General features: G+C 67.3%; 16 protein-coding genes. 6 read left to right on the top strand and 10 right to left on the bottom strand.

Features of this window, described 5'->3' with window-relative positions:
• Positions 1-63: 63 nt before the first annotated feature.
• From ACFQGD_RS03235 to ssd, 4 genes are read right to left on the bottom strand one after another with little or no spacing between them, the layout of a single operon-like run.
• On the bottom strand, positions 64-681 hold the full coding sequence (locus ACFQGD_RS03235; protein WP_345407182.1) for a type II secretion system F family protein: 618 nt from the start codon (positions 679-681) through the stop codon (positions 64-66).
• A complete protein-coding gene (locus ACFQGD_RS03230; RefSeq protein WP_345407179.1) occupies positions 678-1,517 on the bottom strand; it encodes a type II secretion system F family protein in 840 nt (279 codons plus the stop codon). Before ACFQGD_RS03230 ends, ACFQGD_RS03235 begins: the two co-directional genes overlap by 4 nt.
• Positions 1,511-2,671, bottom strand: a complete 1,161-nt coding sequence (locus tag ACFQGD_RS03225) for a TadA family conjugal transfer-associated ATPase (protein ID WP_345407176.1) — start codon at positions 2,669-2,671, stop codon at positions 1,511-1,513. Before ACFQGD_RS03225 ends, ACFQGD_RS03230 begins: the two co-directional genes overlap by 7 nt.
• Complete coding sequence (gene ssd / locus ACFQGD_RS03220) at positions 2,671-3,747, bottom strand: septum site-determining protein Ssd (RefSeq protein WP_345407174.1); 1,077 nt, start codon at positions 3,745-3,747, stop codon at positions 2,671-2,673. The genes ACFQGD_RS03225 and ssd overlap by 1 nt, the downstream gene beginning before the upstream one ends.
• A gap of 217 nt (positions 3,748-3,964) precedes the next feature.
• On the opposite strand from ssd, the gene ACFQGD_RS03215 reads away from it, so the two are divergent.
• Both ACFQGD_RS03215 and ACFQGD_RS03210 read left to right on the top strand, forming a co-directional pair.
• On the top strand, positions 3,965-4,804 hold the full coding sequence (locus tag ACFQGD_RS03215) for an HAD family hydrolase (protein ID WP_345407172.1): 840 nt from the start codon (positions 3,965-3,967) through the stop codon (positions 4,802-4,804).
• Between the two features lie 742 nt (positions 4,805-5,546).
• Positions 5,547-6,467 (top strand): MurR/RpiR family transcriptional regulator, encoded by a 921-nt coding sequence (locus tag ACFQGD_RS03210; RefSeq protein ID WP_345407567.1) that lies wholly within the window; start codon positions 5,547-5,549, stop codon positions 6,465-6,467.
• Positions 6,468-6,476: 9 nt separating this feature from the next.
• Here ACFQGD_RS03210 and ACFQGD_RS03205 read toward each other — a convergent pair whose 3' ends face one another.
• Both ACFQGD_RS03205 and ACFQGD_RS03200 read right to left on the bottom strand, forming a co-directional pair.
• Positions 6,477-7,625 carry a CapA family protein gene (locus ACFQGD_RS03205; RefSeq protein WP_345407169.1) on the bottom strand — a complete coding sequence of 383 codons (1,149 nt, stop codon included), beginning with the start codon at positions 7,623-7,625 and terminating at the stop codon, positions 6,477-6,479.
• 7 nt (positions 7,626-7,632) lie between these two features.
• Entirely contained in the window at positions 7,633-8,370 is a 738-nt protein-coding gene (locus ACFQGD_RS03200) for a Fic family protein (RefSeq protein WP_345407166.1), read from the bottom strand.
• 177 nt (positions 8,371-8,547) lie between these two features.
• Between ACFQGD_RS03200 and acs the strand changes: the two genes are divergently transcribed.
• The 4 genes from acs to ACFQGD_RS03180 all read left to right on the top strand — a co-directional run bounded on the left by acs (position 8,548) and on the right by ACFQGD_RS03180 (position 13,428).
• Positions 8,548-10,548: an acetate--CoA ligase gene (acs, locus tag ACFQGD_RS03195; protein WP_345407163.1), complete on the top strand. Its 2,001-nt coding sequence runs from the start codon at positions 8,548-8,550 to the stop codon at positions 10,546-10,548.
• 142 nt (positions 10,549-10,690) lie between these two features.
• Complete coding sequence (nhaA, locus tag ACFQGD_RS03190) at positions 10,691-11,896, top strand: Na+/H+ antiporter NhaA (RefSeq protein ID WP_345407160.1); 1,206 nt, start codon at positions 10,691-10,693, stop codon at positions 11,894-11,896.
• A gap of 73 nt (positions 11,897-11,969) precedes the next feature.
• Positions 11,970-12,491: a phage holin family protein gene (locus ACFQGD_RS03185; protein ID WP_345407157.1), complete on the top strand. Its 522-nt coding sequence runs from the start codon at positions 11,970-11,972 to the stop codon at positions 12,489-12,491.
• Positions 12,448-13,428, top strand: a complete 981-nt coding sequence (locus ACFQGD_RS03180) for an alpha/beta fold hydrolase (protein WP_345407154.1) — start codon at positions 12,448-12,450, stop codon at positions 13,426-13,428. Before ACFQGD_RS03185 ends, ACFQGD_RS03180 begins: the two co-directional genes overlap by 44 nt.
• Positions 13,429-13,555: 127 nt before the next feature.
• On the opposite strand, the gene ACFQGD_RS03175 is transcribed toward ACFQGD_RS03180, so the two are convergent.
• The 4 genes from ACFQGD_RS03175 to nth all read right to left on the bottom strand — a co-directional run bounded on the left by ACFQGD_RS03175 (position 13,556) and on the right by nth (position 16,995).
• Positions 13,556-14,743: a MarP family serine protease gene (locus ACFQGD_RS03175; RefSeq protein ID WP_345407151.1), complete on the bottom strand. Its 1,188-nt coding sequence runs from the start codon at positions 14,741-14,743 to the stop codon at positions 13,556-13,558.
• Between the two features lie 91 nt (positions 14,744-14,834).
• Positions 14,835-15,542, bottom strand: coding sequence for an NUDIX hydrolase (locus tag ACFQGD_RS03170; RefSeq protein WP_345407148.1), 708 nt, complete (start codon positions 15,540-15,542; stop codon positions 14,835-14,837).
• On the bottom strand, positions 15,539-16,219 hold the full coding sequence (locus tag ACFQGD_RS03165) for a TlpA family protein disulfide reductase (protein WP_345407145.1): 681 nt from the start codon (positions 16,217-16,219) through the stop codon (positions 15,539-15,541). Before ACFQGD_RS03165 ends, ACFQGD_RS03170 begins: the two co-directional genes overlap by 4 nt.
• A complete protein-coding gene (nth, locus tag ACFQGD_RS03160) occupies positions 16,216-16,995 on the bottom strand; it encodes an endonuclease III (RefSeq protein WP_345407564.1) in 780 nt (259 codons plus the stop codon). The genes ACFQGD_RS03165 and nth overlap by 4 nt, the downstream gene beginning before the upstream one ends.
• Positions 16,996-17,096 lie beyond the last annotated feature (101 nt).

Below are 17,096 nucleotides of genomic sequence, written 5' to 3'. Positions count from 1 at the left end.
AGTGACCTCCTTGATGTCGTTGAACTAACTCCCGCGAACGTCCACTATGGACGCTCCTGTGGTTCAGGGTGTAACGGTCACGGTGTTGGCGAGCCCGATGACGACGGGCACGACCCCGAGCAACAGAAAAGCAGGCAGGAAGCACAAGCCGAGTGGCAACGTGATCAGTACTCCCGCTCGCTGCGCGCGTTCCTGCGCTGATTCGGTGAACTCGGCACGCAGCCTGGCCGCGAGGTCGTCGACGGCACCGGCGAGCGCGCTGCCGGATCTCGCGGTTCTCCGCGCGGCTCGCGCTAGCGACGCCGTCGCCACGCAGTCCAGTGTTGGCCGCCAAGCTTCCTCGGTCGCGGCACCCAGTGCGATGAGTTCGCCGGTACGGCGTAGCGCGGCAGCCGCCGATGTCGGCATGGTGTCGGCTACCGCACCGAGTGCGTCAGCCACGGGCATTCCGGCCCGGAGGCAGGCCGCGAGCAAGTCCCAGTGCGCCGCGAGGCTCAGCGAGTTCACGCGCCCAGGGCGCCGGAACCGATACAACATCCCGTGCGTGCCACGAATGCCAGCGGACGGCACTCGGGCCGCACGAGAAACAGACAGCAGCGCCTGGGTGCGAAGCATCGACGCGCGCGGGGCGGGAAACACAAGCACCGCGGCCGCGATGGCGCCGAACGCGAGCTCGATCACGCCAACACCTCCTGCCTGGTCAACACCGCGCACCAGGCGGTGCCCGCGAGAACGAGGGCGGCCCCGCACACAAGAAGCAATTGCCCAACGGCGGATGTGAGCAGCACAGCGATCGGCCCCGCACCCATGGCCTCACCGAGCGCGATTCCCAGCACCGGGAGCGCGGCGAGCACGGCCGCGCTCGCTCGTGGCCCTGCCATCATGGCTCGCGACCGTGCCGCGAACCGAGCGTTGGACTCCACGTCGCGCCGGATGGAATCGAGGACATCGGCGAGCGGCAGTCCGTGGCGATGCGCCAGCGCCCAGCCACTGGCGATCCGTGCGACAGCCAGCAGCACGGGGTCGACGTGGTCCCGCGCACGAACCTGCGCGGTGATATCGCAGCCAAGACGTGCTGCGGCACCGAGGGTACGCAGCTTCGCCGCGGCCTCGGCGTGGCGGACGTCGAGGTCGGCAGCGGCGGAATCGACAGCGGAGACTGGCGACACACCCGCCCGTAGCTCCGCGACGATCCCGCCAAGCGCGTCAGCTACGGCGGACATCGCCGTGGCGCGCGCCTGTTCGCGCGACCGCTCGCGCCAGCGCCACGCCACGCCCGCGACGAGCGCGAGTAGTACGGCAGTGGGAACCATGCCGAGGGTGAGCACACCAGTCAGCATCGCGAGCGCGGTAAGCATCCCGGCGACGCTTCGGAACGTCATCGCGCGGCAAGGGTGCGCTACTCGCCACGACGTCATACCCGCCATACCCCGGACCGCGCGCAGCCGCGGCATGGCACGGCCCGCGGGCCAGCACAACAGCCCCAGCCCACAGGTGACAGTCGCGACCGTCAGCACGGCACCATCACCTCCCGCTCCGTGAGCAGGCGGGTAAGAGCGCTGCCATGTTCGGTCCAGTCACCGTCACGCCAGGCAGGCAGGACTTCGACGTCGTCGCCACGCCGATGCGGCACGCCGATCTCGGCCAACACGCGCCGATCGCCGTCTCGCCGCATGTGGAGAACGACACGCACAGCGGCGGCGACCTGACTGTGCAGCCCTGCCCGCGACAATCCGCCCAACGCGGCGAGCGCTTCGAGGCGGGCGGGCACTTCGGCAGGGGAATTCGCATGCAGCGTGCCCGCACCGCCCTCATGGCCGGTATTGAGCGCGGCGAGTAGCTGGACCACCTCGGAACCCCGCACCTCGCCCACGACGAGCCGGTCAGGTCGCATCCGCAGCGACTGCCGCACAAGCTCCCGCAGGCCGACCTCTCCAGCGCCCTCGACGTTCGGCGGCCGGGCGACGAGGCGTACGAACTGCGGATGATCCGGCTCGAGCTCACCAGCGTCTTCCACGCATACGATGCGTTCGGTCGGTGCGACGGCGCCAAGCAACGCTCCTAGCAAGGTGCTCTTGCCCGCGCCGGTTCCCCCGGAGACGAGCAGTGTCAAACGCGCCGAGATGATCGCCCTTAACAAGGCCGCACCCGCCGCATCCACCGTCCCTAACGCGGTGAGTGCGGCGAGGTCATGCGCCGCGGGCCGTAGTACCCGCAGGGACAGGTACGTACCTCCGGCCGCGACGGGCGGCAGCACAGCATGCAACCGGACCCGAGCCGCGGCGGCCGCCGCCGGCAACCACCCGTCGACAAAGGGCTGCGCATCGTCGAGCCTCCTGCCCGCCGCATGCGCCAGCCGTTGCGCCAGTCGCCGCACCGACGCCTCGTCGGAAAACGTGACATCACTACGCCGCAGGCCCCCAACGCCATCCGTCCATACCTGATCCGGCGCGGTCACCAGCACGTCCGTAACGGCATCGTCGTCAACGAGTTCCGCGAGCGGGCCGAGGCCGACCAGTTCGTGGCGGAGCTGACGCAACGCGGACAACACCTCTTCGTGGCCAGCGACGCCGAACTCCGCCCGTATCGCCGCCGCCACCGTCGCTGAGCTGACGTCGGCGCCGTCATCGGCCAGCCGTCTGCGCACGCGGTCAACCAGGTCCGCACGCATCAGGCCGCTACTTTCGAGTCGACACGCAACGCGTTAAGCACGTCAGCGGCGCCACCCGCGAGCGGGCCACCACGCCGAGGCCGGAACTCACCGCGTTCGAGCGCCCTCGCCAGCCGTGGCTCGGCACGCATCACGGCAAGCGGCTCACCGTCGACCACGTCGGCAACGACATCAGCGGGCAACGCATCGGGCGAGGGACCTCGGACAACGAGCCCGACACGGCGCGACCGATGCCGTAGCCGTTCGACCAGCCGGTGTGCCGAAGCGGTGGCGCGTACCTCGGCCGGCACGATGACCGCGATCAGGTCGGCGACGTCCACGACCTGCCATCCAGCCGAACCCAGGTGTCGCGGCAGGTCACACACCACCGTGTACCCAGACCGCACACCCGCGTCGATGACGGCCGAAACCGCTTCCGGCGCTGGGCCGTCCCCCGACCTGCCGCATGACAGGACGACCAGCCTGCCCGCACCGCCACTCACTTCGGGGAGCGCGTCACGTAGCGCGGACATCGACACTCGGCCGGCGCGCACGGTGACGTCCGGCCAACGCAACCCCTCGGTGTGTTCGGCACCGAGCACCAGGTCGATGCCACCAGACAGCGCGTCGCAGTCAACGAGCAACGCGTCTCCACCGTCGTCGGCATGCGCGATGGCTACGCTCGCCGCGAACACTGACGCACCGGCGCCACCCCTGCCGCCGATCACGCCGAGCACCGCACCTCGCCCCTCCGTTGGTTCTTCCGCGGTGTCGGCGAGTAGGTCGACAAGTGCGGATTCCGCGTCAGGCAGGGTCAGCACCCGCTCGACGCCCGCGGCGTACGCGGTTTCCCAGCCCGAGACGTCGAGCGGCTGGCCAGTGACGAGCACGACACCGCCGCGCCTAGGTAGCTGTCCGTCGCCGTCGTTGAGCATGGCGCCGTCGACAAGCACAAGGGGTGCCCGTGCCCACTGTGCCCGTGCCGCTACGAGGTCGGGGACGCAATCGAGTTCGCACCCCGCCGCCGCGGCGATGCGCAAGATCTCGTCGAGGACGCTTTCCTCACTTATGGCGACGAGCGGGCGAGAGCTGGACATACTACCCCCTGTTTCCATTAACTGACCGTGGACTGAGCTGAAACGCGGCACCAGGTTCGCTGCCGAGATGAGATGCGGCGCGGCTGTGCCATCACTGTTACCCACGGCGGCCCGGACGGCGAAATGTCCGATTGTCTTCGCTGTGGACAACGGGCGAGCCTTGTGGATAACTCGACATGAACGGCGGCTGGGTGCGCCGTACTTCTATGCTTGCGCCATGTTCGACGCGCCAGAAGGCGAACATCACGGCGACCTCGGCGGCAGGTCCGGCGTCGCCGCGTTCTTCGACCTCGACAAGACGATCATTGCCTCATCCAGCGCGCTCGCCTTCAGCAAGCCGTTGTTCAAGCAAGGCCTCATCAATCGCAAAGCGGCGCTGAAGAGCGCCTACGCGCAGTTGATGTTCTCGCTCGCCGGTGCCGACGAGCTACAGACGGAACGGCTCCGCTCACAGATCTCGGCGCTGTGCGCTGGTTGGGACGTCGCTCAGGTCAGCGCCATCGTCAATGAAACGCTGCACGATGTCGTCGATCCGCTCATCTACGCGGAGGCCGCCGAGCTGATCGCGGCGCACAAGGCTGAGGGCGATGACGTGATCGTGCTTTCCGCGACGGGCGAAGAAGTGGTCGAGCCGGTCGCGGAGATGCTTGGCGCCGATCTCAGCGTCTCGACACGGATGGAGGTCGTCGATGGGCGGTACTCCGGCGAGGTCGAGTTCTACTGTTTCGGCGAGGAGAAGGCACGAGCCGCACGGCGGCTCGCGTCGGAACGCGGTTACGACCTTGGCCGCTGCTTGGCCTACTCGGATTCCAGCACCGACTTGCCCCTGCTGGAGGCCGTCGGCAGGCCGTGCGCGGTCAATCCGGACAAGCAGCTACGCAAGATCGCGCAGGAGCGTGGCTGGCCGGTGCTGACCTTCTCCCGGCCAGTATCGCTGCGCACGAAGATCCCCCATCCGACGGCGACCGCCGTCGCACTCGGCATGGGTGTGGGAGCGCTCGCGGTGGCTGGGGTGACCTGGTACGGGGTGAAGAACAGACGTCGCCAAGAGCGCTAGTACACGGCCGAGCGACTGCTGGTGATTAAGTGACGGAAGGGGCGCTGAACAGCGGTTTCGTCGCGCGCAGAAAAGGAATCTTAGTCGGTGGACGCGCTGAAGTCACTACCGAACGCCCTCTTGACCGGTGCACCCGTTCGCTCTCTTGAAGTGGCCGTCATCACTGAGTAGAAAGAGAGGTGCGGACACCTGATCGGCCCGGGAGCAGTCGGAGATAAGGCTGGTCCACCCCGATAGGTCTCCGTGCGCGGACACCGGGCACCCACGCGCAGCACGCCGCGGGAGGCTTGTCGTCAACGGGATTGCGTACCGGGACGCCGGACGCCTAGTCCACAAGGTACGACACGAGTTGCACGCTTGGTAACCCGACTGCCCGCGCGAGCAGGCGGCGGCCCGCCGACATTCGTGTCGACGGGCCGCCGCCATTGCATGCGTACGTCGCCAATCACATCGACCCACCGTCACCTAACATGAACAGGAATCGCGTCCTGTTGTCAACTTGTTAACGATGGCCGTTAACGGTATTGCGCCCGCAAGCGACGTCCTCAACGGACAAACATTCACGGTATGGGCGAATTGACACGTTCGTGCTCATCGCCCATCACTAGACGTGTGTCTTCCAGGCCACACCAGCCGTGGATCGCGACGTGACAGAAGGGCGTGGGCGTAGTTGTCGATTCCAACCTCTGTGGGTGATCTTTCCGCCGCTGACGACAGCGAATCCGACGGCGCTACGCCGGTCATCGAACTCGCGGCGGACAACGATCCAGGCCCCCTGGTACGCATCCGCTCGCTGCTGCCGGGACTCGCGCGAGCCGAACAACGCGTCGCCAAAGTGGTGCTCGATGACCCGTCAGCGGTCGCGAACCGCAGCATCACCGAAGTCGCACTCGCCGCGAACACCAGCGAGACAACGGTGACTCGATTTTGCAAGGCTGTCGGTGTTGGCGGGTATCCGCAGCTTCGGATAGCGCTCGCCGCGGACACGGCACGCACCCAGGCGCGCGGTAGCAAGGTACTCGGCAACGAGATCGGAGCGGACGACGATCTTGACGCCATCGTCAGCAAGATCAGCTTCGCCGAAGCCAGGGCCGTGGAGGACACCGCCTCCCAGCTGGATATCGGCGTCCTTGCCGATGCCGTCACCGCCGTGACAGTGGCGCCGCGAGTTGACATATACGGCGTCGGCGCGAGCGCGTTCGTCGCCTCGGACCTCCAGCAAAAGCTGCATCGCATATCAAAGGTCAGCTTCGCATGGTCGGACACCCATGTGATGCTGAATTCCGCGTCCGTACTCACCGAACGCGATGTCGCGATTGGCATCTCCTACAGCGGGTCCACCTCGGACACGATCGAAGCGCTGCGCGCCGCGAAGCAGCGACGCGCGATCACCATCGCGATCACCAACTTCCCGCGCTCACCCATCGCCACCGTGGCGGACTACACGTTGACCACGGCGGCGCACGAGACGACCTTTCGCACCGGTTGGACCGCGAGCCGCATCACCGCGCTCACCGTGACGGATTGCCTGTTCGTCGGGGTCGCACAGCGTATGGGGCCGACCGCCCGGATGGCCGTCGATCCGGCACGCGACGCGACGATGTCGCACCGGCTGGGCGTGCGGCCAGACGGTAGACGTAAACCCCACGAATGGGGGTCGTGAACGCGGTGATCAGCGACGTGGCCTGCTGAGCTCGTGCTGGCCACCGTTCCTGCTGCGGACGATCCGATCAATCCGCCGCAGTGACTTCGGCGCGGGCTCGGCACTGGGCGCCGTCAAGTCCCGCAACCGGATCGGCGGGCCGAGGTCGACCAGGGTGGGAACGTATTCTGCCTTGTCGACCCGCCAGCCTTGCGCTCCGCGGGTGAAGCGAAACCGCGCGGCGATACCTTCCTCGCTGACGCCTCGAGGTTCCTCATGCCTGGCCACGCTGTTGCCGAGCCCGTAGGCGACCCACTTGCCCTTGATGTGTTCCATTGGTTGAACCACGTGTGCATGGTGCCCCACGATAAGGTCAATCGCCGTCGTGCCGAGCAGCCGACGCGCCAGCGTGGTCTGCTCGGCACTCGGCTCGTGGCGGTATTCCTCGCCCCAGTGCAGGCTCGCGATGACGACATCGGCACCGGCGGAACGAGCTCGCTTCGCCTCCGCGATCACCTGCTCAGCTGACAGCTGGTTCGCCAGCCAGGACTTCCCCGCTGGTAGCGGGATTCCGTTGAACCCGTAGCTGTACGAAACGTGGCCGACAGTCACGCCGCCGACATCCATGAGTAGTGGTTTGGCCGCCTCACGCGCGGATCGTGCCGAGCCGGTGTGCCGCAGCCCGGCGGCATCCATCGCGTCCAGCGTGCGCTTGACGCCCTCCTCACCCTGGTCGAGAGTGTGGTTCGACGCTGTCGAGCAAGCGTCGTACCCGGTGTCGACCAGCGCGTCGGCCAACTCGGGTGGCGCGTTGAACGCCGGATAGCCGCTGAACGGTCCGCCTGGCGCGGCGAGCGGCACCTCGAGATGGCAGAGCGCGACATCGGCGCGTTGGATCACCGGCCGGATCCCGGCGAACAGGTCTCGAAAGTCCCTGCGACCGTCGCCAACCTCGCCTTCGTCGCGGTCGGCCTGCGCGGTGAGCGGCGGGTGGATCAGGATGTCGCCCGTCGCCACAACACTGAAAGAGCGCGGCCGATCCTGCTCTTGGAGCATGGCCGTGCGTGACGTGGGCGCGGTCGGAGCCGTCGGCACACCCCTTGTCGCCCGCGGCGAGCACGCCACCGTCACCGCGACCATGATGGCGAGCAAGATCGCGCTCAGCCGCCTGCCGCGCATGGGCATGTCACTCGCCAACGGCCGCGTCGGCGATGCCAGCGGCTTCCTTCGCGCCCGTCTCAACGGCCTCGCAGCTGAACAGCAGCCATTCCCTGACGCCGTCGGTCTCCCCGCTCGCGAAGCCATCCGCGGCCGTCCGGTACTGGTTCAGCTTGCGGTAGCAGGCGACCTCCGGGACCGAAAGGCCCTTCGGGTCGAGCCCGCTGGAGATCATCGTCAGTCGAGCAGCAGCTCGTGCGATCACGCCGTCGGCGGACGGGAACGCCTTGAGTGCGAGCAGCTCGCCGTGGATGACGGCGGCGAGCACGGGACCCGGCGCTTTGGTCGCTCCGGTGACTAGCTGGCCGAGCAGCTCCAATCGTGTGGCGACGTCGTCACCCGGCCGCGGCCTGCCCAAGTCGTCGGGGTCGGAGACCAGATCGGCGGCGGCGAGCACATGCAACCGGGCGAGCGCCTGCAACGGCGCACGCTCCCAGGTGGGCAGCAGCGGTCCAAGCGCCTCGGCGACCCGGAGCGACCCGGCCAGCACCGGTTCGTCGACCTCGCCGCCCTCGGGAATCTCGGGATCGGCGCCGTCGATTCCCGCGGACGCGCGCGCGGCACGCACCGACGCCTCAGCGGCGGTTGCGGGCCACCCGGTGCGGTTCGCCGCATGCCGGTGTACGGCGTCAACCGCCTCGCGCGCGGAGCGCACGGCTTCGGTGACACCGGGGAGGTCGAGAAGGGGTGCTAACGGGTCCGTCACAGCGCGGACGTTACTCGTTGGGCCACGAATGGTTCCACTGGCGGGCCAATCCCAGCCGTTCGCGGAGTCCTGCCCGGAAGATTGGTGCGAGTGTTGTCCCCGGGCGCTAACGTCGGTAGTCACAGATCACACCCCCGTTACCCGACCCTGAAGACAGTAGTCAGGAGGCTTCGCAGCATGGCAGAGCGGACCGAATCCGGACAGTCGGCGACTCTGGACAACCTGCTCACCGAGGAGCGGACCTTCGCGCCGAGCCAGGATTTCGCGGCGCGTGCCAACGCCACCGCCGACACCTATGCGGAGGCCGAAGCCGACCGCGACGCGTTCTGGGCGAAGCAGGCCGAGCGGCTCCACTGGGAGACCGGGTGGGACCAGGTTCTCGACTGGTCGAACGCGCCGTTCGCGAAGTGGTTCGTCGGCGGCAAGCTCAATGTGGCCTACAACTGTGTCGACCGGCACGTCGAGGCGGGTCACGGCGACCAGATCGCCATCCATTGGGTCGGTGAGCCAGGCGACACCCGCGATATCACCTACGCCGAGCTCCAACGAGAGGTCAGCCGCGCGGCGCACGGACTGGCATCACTAGGTGTCGGCGCGGGCGACCGGGTGGCGATCCAGTTGCAGATGGTCCCTGAGGCAATCGTGGCGATGCTGGCGTGTGCCCGCATCGGTGCGCTGCACAGCGTCGTATTCGGCGGCTTTTCACCGTCGGCGCTGCGCACGAGGGTTGATGACGCGGAGGCCAAGGTCGTCATCACCTCGGACGGGCAGTACCGGCGCGGCAAGGCGGCCGCGACGAAATCGCAGGTCGACGAGGCTCTTGAGGGCGCGGAGTCGGTCGAGAAGGTGCTCGTGGTGCGCCGGACCGGCGACGAGACCGGAATCCCGCCGTGGACGGACGGCCGCGACATCTGGTGGCACGAGCTGATGGACGCCCAACCCGACAGCCACACCCCGGAGGCGTTCGACTCCGAGCACCCCCTGTTTATCCTTTACACCTCGGGCACCACAGGGAAGCCGAAAGGCATCCTGCACACCTCGGGCGGTTACCTCACTCAGGCGGCCTACACCCATCACGTCGTGTTCGACCACAAGCCCGGCGAGGACGTCTACTGGTGCACCGCCGACATCGGCTGGGTAACCGGGCACTCGTATATCGTCTACGGGCCGCTGGCCAACCGCGCCACCCAGGTGGTTTACGAGGGCACCCCCAACACCCCGCATGAGGGGCGGCACTGGGAGATCGTGCAGCGCTATGGCGTCACGCTGTACTACACCGCGCCCACGCTCATTCGTACGTTCATGAAGTGGGGCGAGGACATCCCCGCGAAGTACGACCTTTCGTCGCTGCGCCTGCTCGGCTCGGTGGGTGAGCCGATCAACCCCGAGGCGTGGATGTGGTACCGCGAGCACATCGGGGGCGGGAATGCCCCGATCGTGGATACCTGGTGGCAGACCGAAACCGGCGGCATCATGATCTCACCGCTGCCCGGAGTCACCGCGACCAAGCCCGGCTCGGCCCAACGGCCCCTGCCCGGCATCTCCGCGAAGGTGGTCGACGACCAGGGCGTCGAGGTCGGCCGCGGCGGTGGCGGTTACCTGGTGCTGGACAAACCTTGGCCGGGCATGCTGCGCGGCATCTGGGGCGACGATCAGCGTTACAAGGACACCTACTGGTCGCGGTTCGCCGACCAGGGCTTCTACTTCGCTGGCGACGGTGCGAAGTACGACGACGATGGCGATATCTGGCTACTCGGCAGGGTCGATGACGTCATGAACGTCTCGGGTCACCGCATCTCCACGACCGAGGTGGAGTCCGCGTTGGTGTCGCACCACAATGTCGCCGAAGCCGCCGTCGTCGGCGCGTCCGACCCCACGACGGGGCAGGGCATCGTCGCCTTCGTCATCCTGCGCGGCGGTGCCGACGACGATGCTAGTGGCGAGAAGGCCATCACCGAGCTGCGTAACCACGTCGCGAGCGAGATCGGCCCCATCGCCAAACCGCGTCAGATCATGGTCGTGCCGGAGCTGCCGAAAACCCGTTCCGGAAAGATCATGCGTCGGCTGCTGCGCGACATCGCCGAGAACCGCGAGGTCGGCGACGTCACCACGCTGGCGGACACCACCGTGATGGACCAGATTTCGGCGGGCCTCAAGAGCGGCAAAGGCGACGAGTAGTCACACAAAGCCCGTCAAGCGGGTTGAGCAATCACACATAAGACAGCCGCGAGTGGACGTCGCGGTTAGGATCACCGAAGGAGTGCCGGGAAGTCTGGTCGGCGAGTAAGACACTCATGTCCCTACGACCTATGGAGCGTGTGTGGCCCGCCGCCAGACCCACCCCAAAGCTGAGTTCGCCCGCTACCTGCGTACCGAGACCACCGGCGGCATCGTGCTGCTCATCGGTACCGCCATCGCGCTGATCTGGGCGAACTCGGCCTTCGGTGATGCCTACGTCGCTCTCCGAGACACCGAGATCGGACCGCACTTCCTCCATCTGGACCTTAGTGTGGGGACGTGGGCGAAGGACGGCCTGCTCGCGCTGTTCTTCTTCGTCGTCGGCCTCGAGCTGAAACGAGAACTCGTTGTCGGCGAGTTGTCGAACATCAAGGCCGCTGCGTTGCCGATCGTGGCCGCGATCGGCGGCATGGTCGCACCCGCGCTCATCGCGCTGACGATCTCGTGGGGTGAGCCAGGCTTCGAGCGCGCATGGGCCATCCCGATGGCCACCGACATCGCGTTCGCCCTCGGCGTGCTCGCCCTGACTGCCCGTCACCTGCCCAGCAGCGCGAGGGTCTTCCTGTTGTCGTTGGCCGTCGTCGACGACCTCGGCGCGATCATCGTCATCGCGGTGCTGTTCACGTCGGGCTTCGACCTCGTGGCTGGTGCCGTGGCACTGGTCGCACTCGCGGTGTACTGGTTCCTGCAGAAAAAGCGGGTCCGGACCTCCTGGCTGTATGTGCCGCTCGCGGTCGTGGTTTGGGTCGCGATACACACCACAGGCATCCACGCCACTATCGCCGGTGTCGTGCTCGGGCTGCTGACCAGGGTGCGCCCCGATCCTGGCGAGGAGGAGGCTCCTGCCATCCGGCTGGAACACCGCTTGCAGCCGTACTCGGCACTGATCGCCGTTCCGGTCTTCGCGCTGTTCGCGGCGGGCGTTCCGATCAACGCCGAGGCGATGACGACCGTATTCACCTCGCCGATCCCGCTGGCGGTCATGGCGGGGCTCATCGGCGGCAAGCTGATCGGCATCGTCGGCGCGAGTGCTATCGCGGTGCGAACCGGTATCGGAAGACTGCCGAACCGGACGAACTGGCGGGACATCACCGCGCTGGCGATGCTCGGCGCGGTTGGTTTCACCGTCAGTCTGCTGATCGCGGACCTCGGCCTGCCCGAGGAGGCGCGAGAACCGGCCAAGTCCGCGGTGCTGATCGCGTCAGCGACCGCCTCCCTACTCGCGGCGGCGCTACTCAGCAAACGCAGCAAGGCGCACGCGCAATACAACAACGCGCAGGAGGCGTAAAGCGACCGCGTGCCCGAACTCGCACGCGAATCGCCCGACCTCATCACTTGCAAGTCACCTGCCCCATGGCACGATGACACTCGTGACACGGCACGAGGAGCAGTTCAACGACGCCAGCGGGGCGGTGGACTACCTACCGCTGACCGACGATGACAAGGCCCTTGCGGGCAACGGCGCGGGCGAACCGTCGATCGGCACGCTCGTGCGTGATACGTCGACACGGATGTCCGCATTGGTCAGGGCGGAGATCGAGCTCGCGAAGTCCGAGGTCATCGGCGAGGTCAAGAAGGGCGTCAAAGGCAGCGTCTACTTCATCATCGCGCTTGTCGTCGCCCTCTACAGCTCGTTCTTCTTCTTTTTCTTCCTCGGCGAGCTGCTTTCCGTATGGCTATGGCGGTGGGCCGCCTTCCTCATCGTGTTCGGCCTGATGCTGGCGGTCGCCGTCGTAAGTGGACTGCTCGGCTGGCGCAAGGTGCGCAAGATCCACGCGCCAGAGGAGACCATCGAAAGCGTGAAGAAGACCTCGGCGGTATTCGCACGAAAGAAGTCCGATGAGGAGGCCGACGCGCACCAAGGTGGCCCAAGTCGCGGCTAATGGCGTGTCCCGCGCACCCGACCCGTCCAGCGTCCGGTACCAAGGGCCGTGGACGCATCGCGACGTCTCCGCCAACGGGATCGCGCTGCACGTCGCCGAAGCGGGCGACGGCCCACTCGTTGTGCTGCTGCACGGCTTCGCCCAGTGCTGGTGGGTCTGGCGTGAACACCTGACGTTTCTCGCTAATGCTGGCTATCGTGTCGTCGCTACCGACATGCGCGGCTACGGTGACTCCGATAAACCCCCGCGCGGCTACGATGCGTGGACCCTCGCCGGGGACGTCGCCGGTCTCGTGAGGGCGCTCGGAGGGCGCCGGGCCCATCTAGTCGGGCATGGCTGGGGCGGTGCGATCGCGTGGACAGCGGCGACACTGCATCCCCGCGTCGTCAACACAGTGAGCGTCGTCGGCACATCTCATCCGCTGGCGTTACGTCCGGCGCTGCGTAGGTGTTTAGTGAACGAGCGACAACGCCGTGCGACCAGCCACATCTACCGGTTCCAGATTCCGATCGCGGCCGAACGGCGACTACTCGCGGATAACGCCGCACAGGTCGAGCGATATCTGCGTGCCTGGTCAGGACCACGCTGGCACATGAGCCCGGATTTCGCCCCCACTGCGGCGACGCTGCGCGACGCCATGTGCATCCCTGGCGTGGCGCATTGCTCGCTCGAGTACTACCGGTGGGCCTTCCGTTCACTGTTTCGTGGGGACGGCAGGCGGTTCGCCCGCGCGATGCGACGGCCATGTCCGTCTCCTGTCCTACAGATACACGGCAAGGACGACGGCTGCGTACTTATCGACACCGCACGTGATAGCAACCGCTGGGCCGGTACGGGATCGCGTTTCGAGATGCTCTCCGATGTCGGACATTACCCGCACCTTGAGGCGCCCGACCGCACGGCGGTGCTTCTGCGTGACTGGCTCGACGCGCACTGACCGAACCGCCGTACACAACGTCCTGAGCGTCGGACACAACGTCGGGAGCGTCGGACACAGCGTCGGGAGTGTCGGACACAGCGTCGGGAGTGGGGACACGGTGCGCCAGATCGCGGCGGGGCGCGAGCTAGGACGTGCAGCGGCCGGTGCCGACAGGTTGCGTCATGCCAGGCGCCTGCTGAACCTCGGGAGCGACCTCTTCCGCCGTCAGAGTGAAGCCGGTGTCCGGGTCCTGCACTGACGCGCCGAAGACGACACCGAGGACATCGCCGTCGGGAGCGACCATCGGGCCGCCGGAGTTGCCACTACGGATCTGACCCCGCACCGTGTAGACGTCCCTGCGCACGGTCTTCGACTCGTAGATGTCCGGTCCGCGTAGGGTGATCCGCTGCCGCACCCTGGCAGGTGTCGCGGTGTAAGGGCCGTCGAGCGGGTAACCGACGACGATCGCGCTGTCTCCGCTGTCGGCAAGATCGGACTGGAAATCGAGCACCGGGGCGTTCAACGCGGGCACGTTCAGTACCGCGACGTCCGTGTCCGGGTCGAAGTACACCACCGTCGCGTTGAGCAACGAGCCGTTGGACTCCACCCGCACCTGGTTGGTACCCGCGACGACGTGCGCGTTGGTCATGACCCGCTGCGGTGCGATAACGAATCCGCTGCCTTCCAGCCTGCGGGCGCAGGACGGTGCCTCGCCGCGAATCTTCAGCACGCTCGGCCTGATCCGCTGCACCACGGCCGAATTCTGCAGCGCGGTGTCCGGCGGCTGCACGTTTCGGTTGGGTGACTCGGCGAATGGCGGAAGGATTCGAGGCAGACCAGAGACGTCGAGCAGCCGCCGCAGGTCATTCGGCAAGGCATGCGCCTGGTCCGGCATGGTGTCGTTGACCGTGGCGAGCACCTTGGAATTGTTGATCGCCGCCGCGAGCCCCGGCAGGCCGGAGACGCTGGTCATGGAGAATCCGACGAGCCATGCGATCGCGAACGCCGCCAAGCCCTGCACCAGCGCGCCAAGCCCGTTCTCCAGCACGGAGGGCCCGTTGGCACCGAGGCGTTCCTTGAGGGTTCTGCCGACCCATACCCCGAACGTCTCACCAAGCGCGACAAGGAACACCACGGTCGCGAACGCGAGCGCCACTTTCGCGGCCGGGTTCTGGAACATGTCCACGACCATGGGCGCGGCGAAACGGATTCCGATGATTGCCCCTGACAGCACGCCAAGGAATGCGGGCAGCGCGACGATGACGCCTTGCCGTGCACCGGAAATGGCAGCCAGCAGCGCCACGAGCAGGACGATGACGTCGACCCAGTTCACGATCACTCCCTCGTGGACTTCCGGCCTGGCAACCGTAGTAGCCCGCCCGCGCGGTCGTGACGCGGGCTCCCGGACTTCATGTCACACCTGATCACAGGCGCTCACCATGTTCGGCGAGCGCACGCCGCAGCGGCCGGACGTCGGTGGTGTCCCACTCTTCCTCCCACCCGCCGAGCGAGAGCAGCACACTCAGCAGGCCAGCGGTGAAGCCCCACACGAAGAGCCCGTCAACGACGAATGCGGGCCCCTGCCAGCCACCTTCATCCCTTCGGACGACGAATCGATTGGCGGGATTGGCAAGATCAGCGAGCCTGACACGAGCCACGGCGGATGTCTCTCCAGGATCGACGGCGCGCACCGCGCTCGGTCGCTCCCAGTGTGCGAGTACCGGTGTCACGGCGAAGCCAGACACCGGGACGAAGAGCTGCGGCAACAGCGCGACGGGCAGGACGCCGTCCGGCTCGAGCCCGGTCTCCTCAACGGCTTCCCGCAGGGCGGTGTCGACAGGACCGGTGTCGCCCTCATCGGCGCCACCGCCTGGGAAGGCAACCTGACCCGGGTGCGACGGCATGTCATCCGCCCTGCGCAGCAGCAGCACGTCAGGATCAGGTCCCGCACCGTTGGCGGCGCTCTCGCCGAAGAGCACGAGCACCGCCGCGTCGCGGACGTCGACGTCGCTTGGCGGCGAGAACCGGGTGAACGTGCGGTAGTCGAGGTCACCCGCGATGTCGACGAGGCCGCGCAGCCAAGCCGGCACCTCGGAAGGTTCGACGAGCGCACCGGGCGCGGTTTCGGTCACGAGCTTCCTCCGTAGGCTCGAACGGCCTTACGTACCTGCTCAACGCGCGAGAACACCCTGGGATTCTCGATCAAGCGGATCTGACCATCACTGGTGATCACGTAGGACGCGGGTAGCGCCTGCGGTGCACGCAGCGCGGAGCGGATCGGTCCTCTACCTTCGCCGTCGTGCACGGCGGGCAATCGGACGCCTAGCTCGGCGAGCAGTTCAAGACCTTCGAGCTCACCGCTGTCCACCTGGACGGCCAACACGCCAACGGCCTCGTCGGAAGAGGCGTAGGCGTCGAGGACCGGCAGCTCATCCCGGCACGGCCCACACCAGGTCGCCCACAGATTGACCAGCGTCGTCCTGCCCGCCAGGGCGGCGCCGACGTCGATCCGCTCGCCATCCGCGAGGCACCGGGCCTCGACGTCGCGTAGCCGCGGCACGACGGCGGGACCACTGCCGGGACCGGACGTGCGCGAACGGCCCGCCCCGTCCGACGCGCCCGGGGCGCCGGGGCAATCCGGTAGCCGCGCGTCCTGGCGTGCCGCGGCCAACGCGCCGCTGTCGGTGTTCGACCCACCGGAAGCACCAGGCGCGGCGGAGTTCTCGTCTCGTAGCGTCGGCAGCACGGCGACGATGCCAGCCAGCACCAGCACTCCGAGCACGAGCGTCCAACGCGTGATTCCGCTCACGGCGCCACCTGGCCCGCGCCAGCGGCGAGTTCGAGGAGATGCTCGCGCTCTGGCCCCTTGACCAGCCGCGCCGCCGTGTCGAAGTCGGTCGGACCGGTGCCGTAGGACGGGCACTCCCGCGCGAGCAGACACGCACCGCAGGCGGGCGTGCGCGCGTGACAAACCCGCCTGCCGTGAAAGATCACCCGATGGGACAGCAGCGTCCAGTCCTCGCGCGGGATCAGTTCGCCGACGGCGTGCTCGATCTTCACCGGATCGTCCAGATCGGTCCACCACCAGCGCCGCACCAACCTGGCGAAGTGGGTGTCCACGGTGATGCCCGGCACGCCGAACGCCTCGCCAAGCACGACGTTGGCGGTCTTACGCCCCACACCGGGCAGCGTGACCAGGTCAGCGAGGTTGTCGGGCAGTTCGCCGCCGAACTTATCGACGATCGCGGCGCCCAATCCCATGATCGACGTCGCCTTGTTGCGATAGAAGCCGGTCGAGCGAATGTAGCTCTCCAGCTCCTCCCGATCGGCCCCCGCGTAATCCGCCGCGGTCGGGTACCGCGCGAACAGCGCGGGAGTGACCTTGTTCACCCGTTCATCGGTGCACTGGGCGGACAGGATCACCGCCACGATCAGGTCAAGGGGCGTGTTGTAGTTGAGCTCGCAGTGGGCGTCCGGAAAAGCCTCGCCGAGCTTGCGGTAGATACGACGCGCACGCCGGATGAGTGCCAGCCTGCTCTCGTCGGTGAACTTCCTGCGACGTCGGCCACTGTTGGCGGGGCCCATGTTGGCTACGGAAGGCACACGGCTAGCCTACGGCCAGACGCGAGTTCATCCGCTAGTGGGCAGCGGATTCGGGGCGACGCTGGCGTCACGGCAACATCACA

The sequence above is a fragment of the Haloechinothrix salitolerans genome (assembly GCF_042662605.1).
GTDB lineage: Bacteria > Actinomycetota > Actinomycetes > Mycobacteriales > Pseudonocardiaceae > Haloechinothrix_A > Haloechinothrix_A salitolerans.
This window is presented reverse-complemented; position numbering and strand designations above follow the sequence as displayed.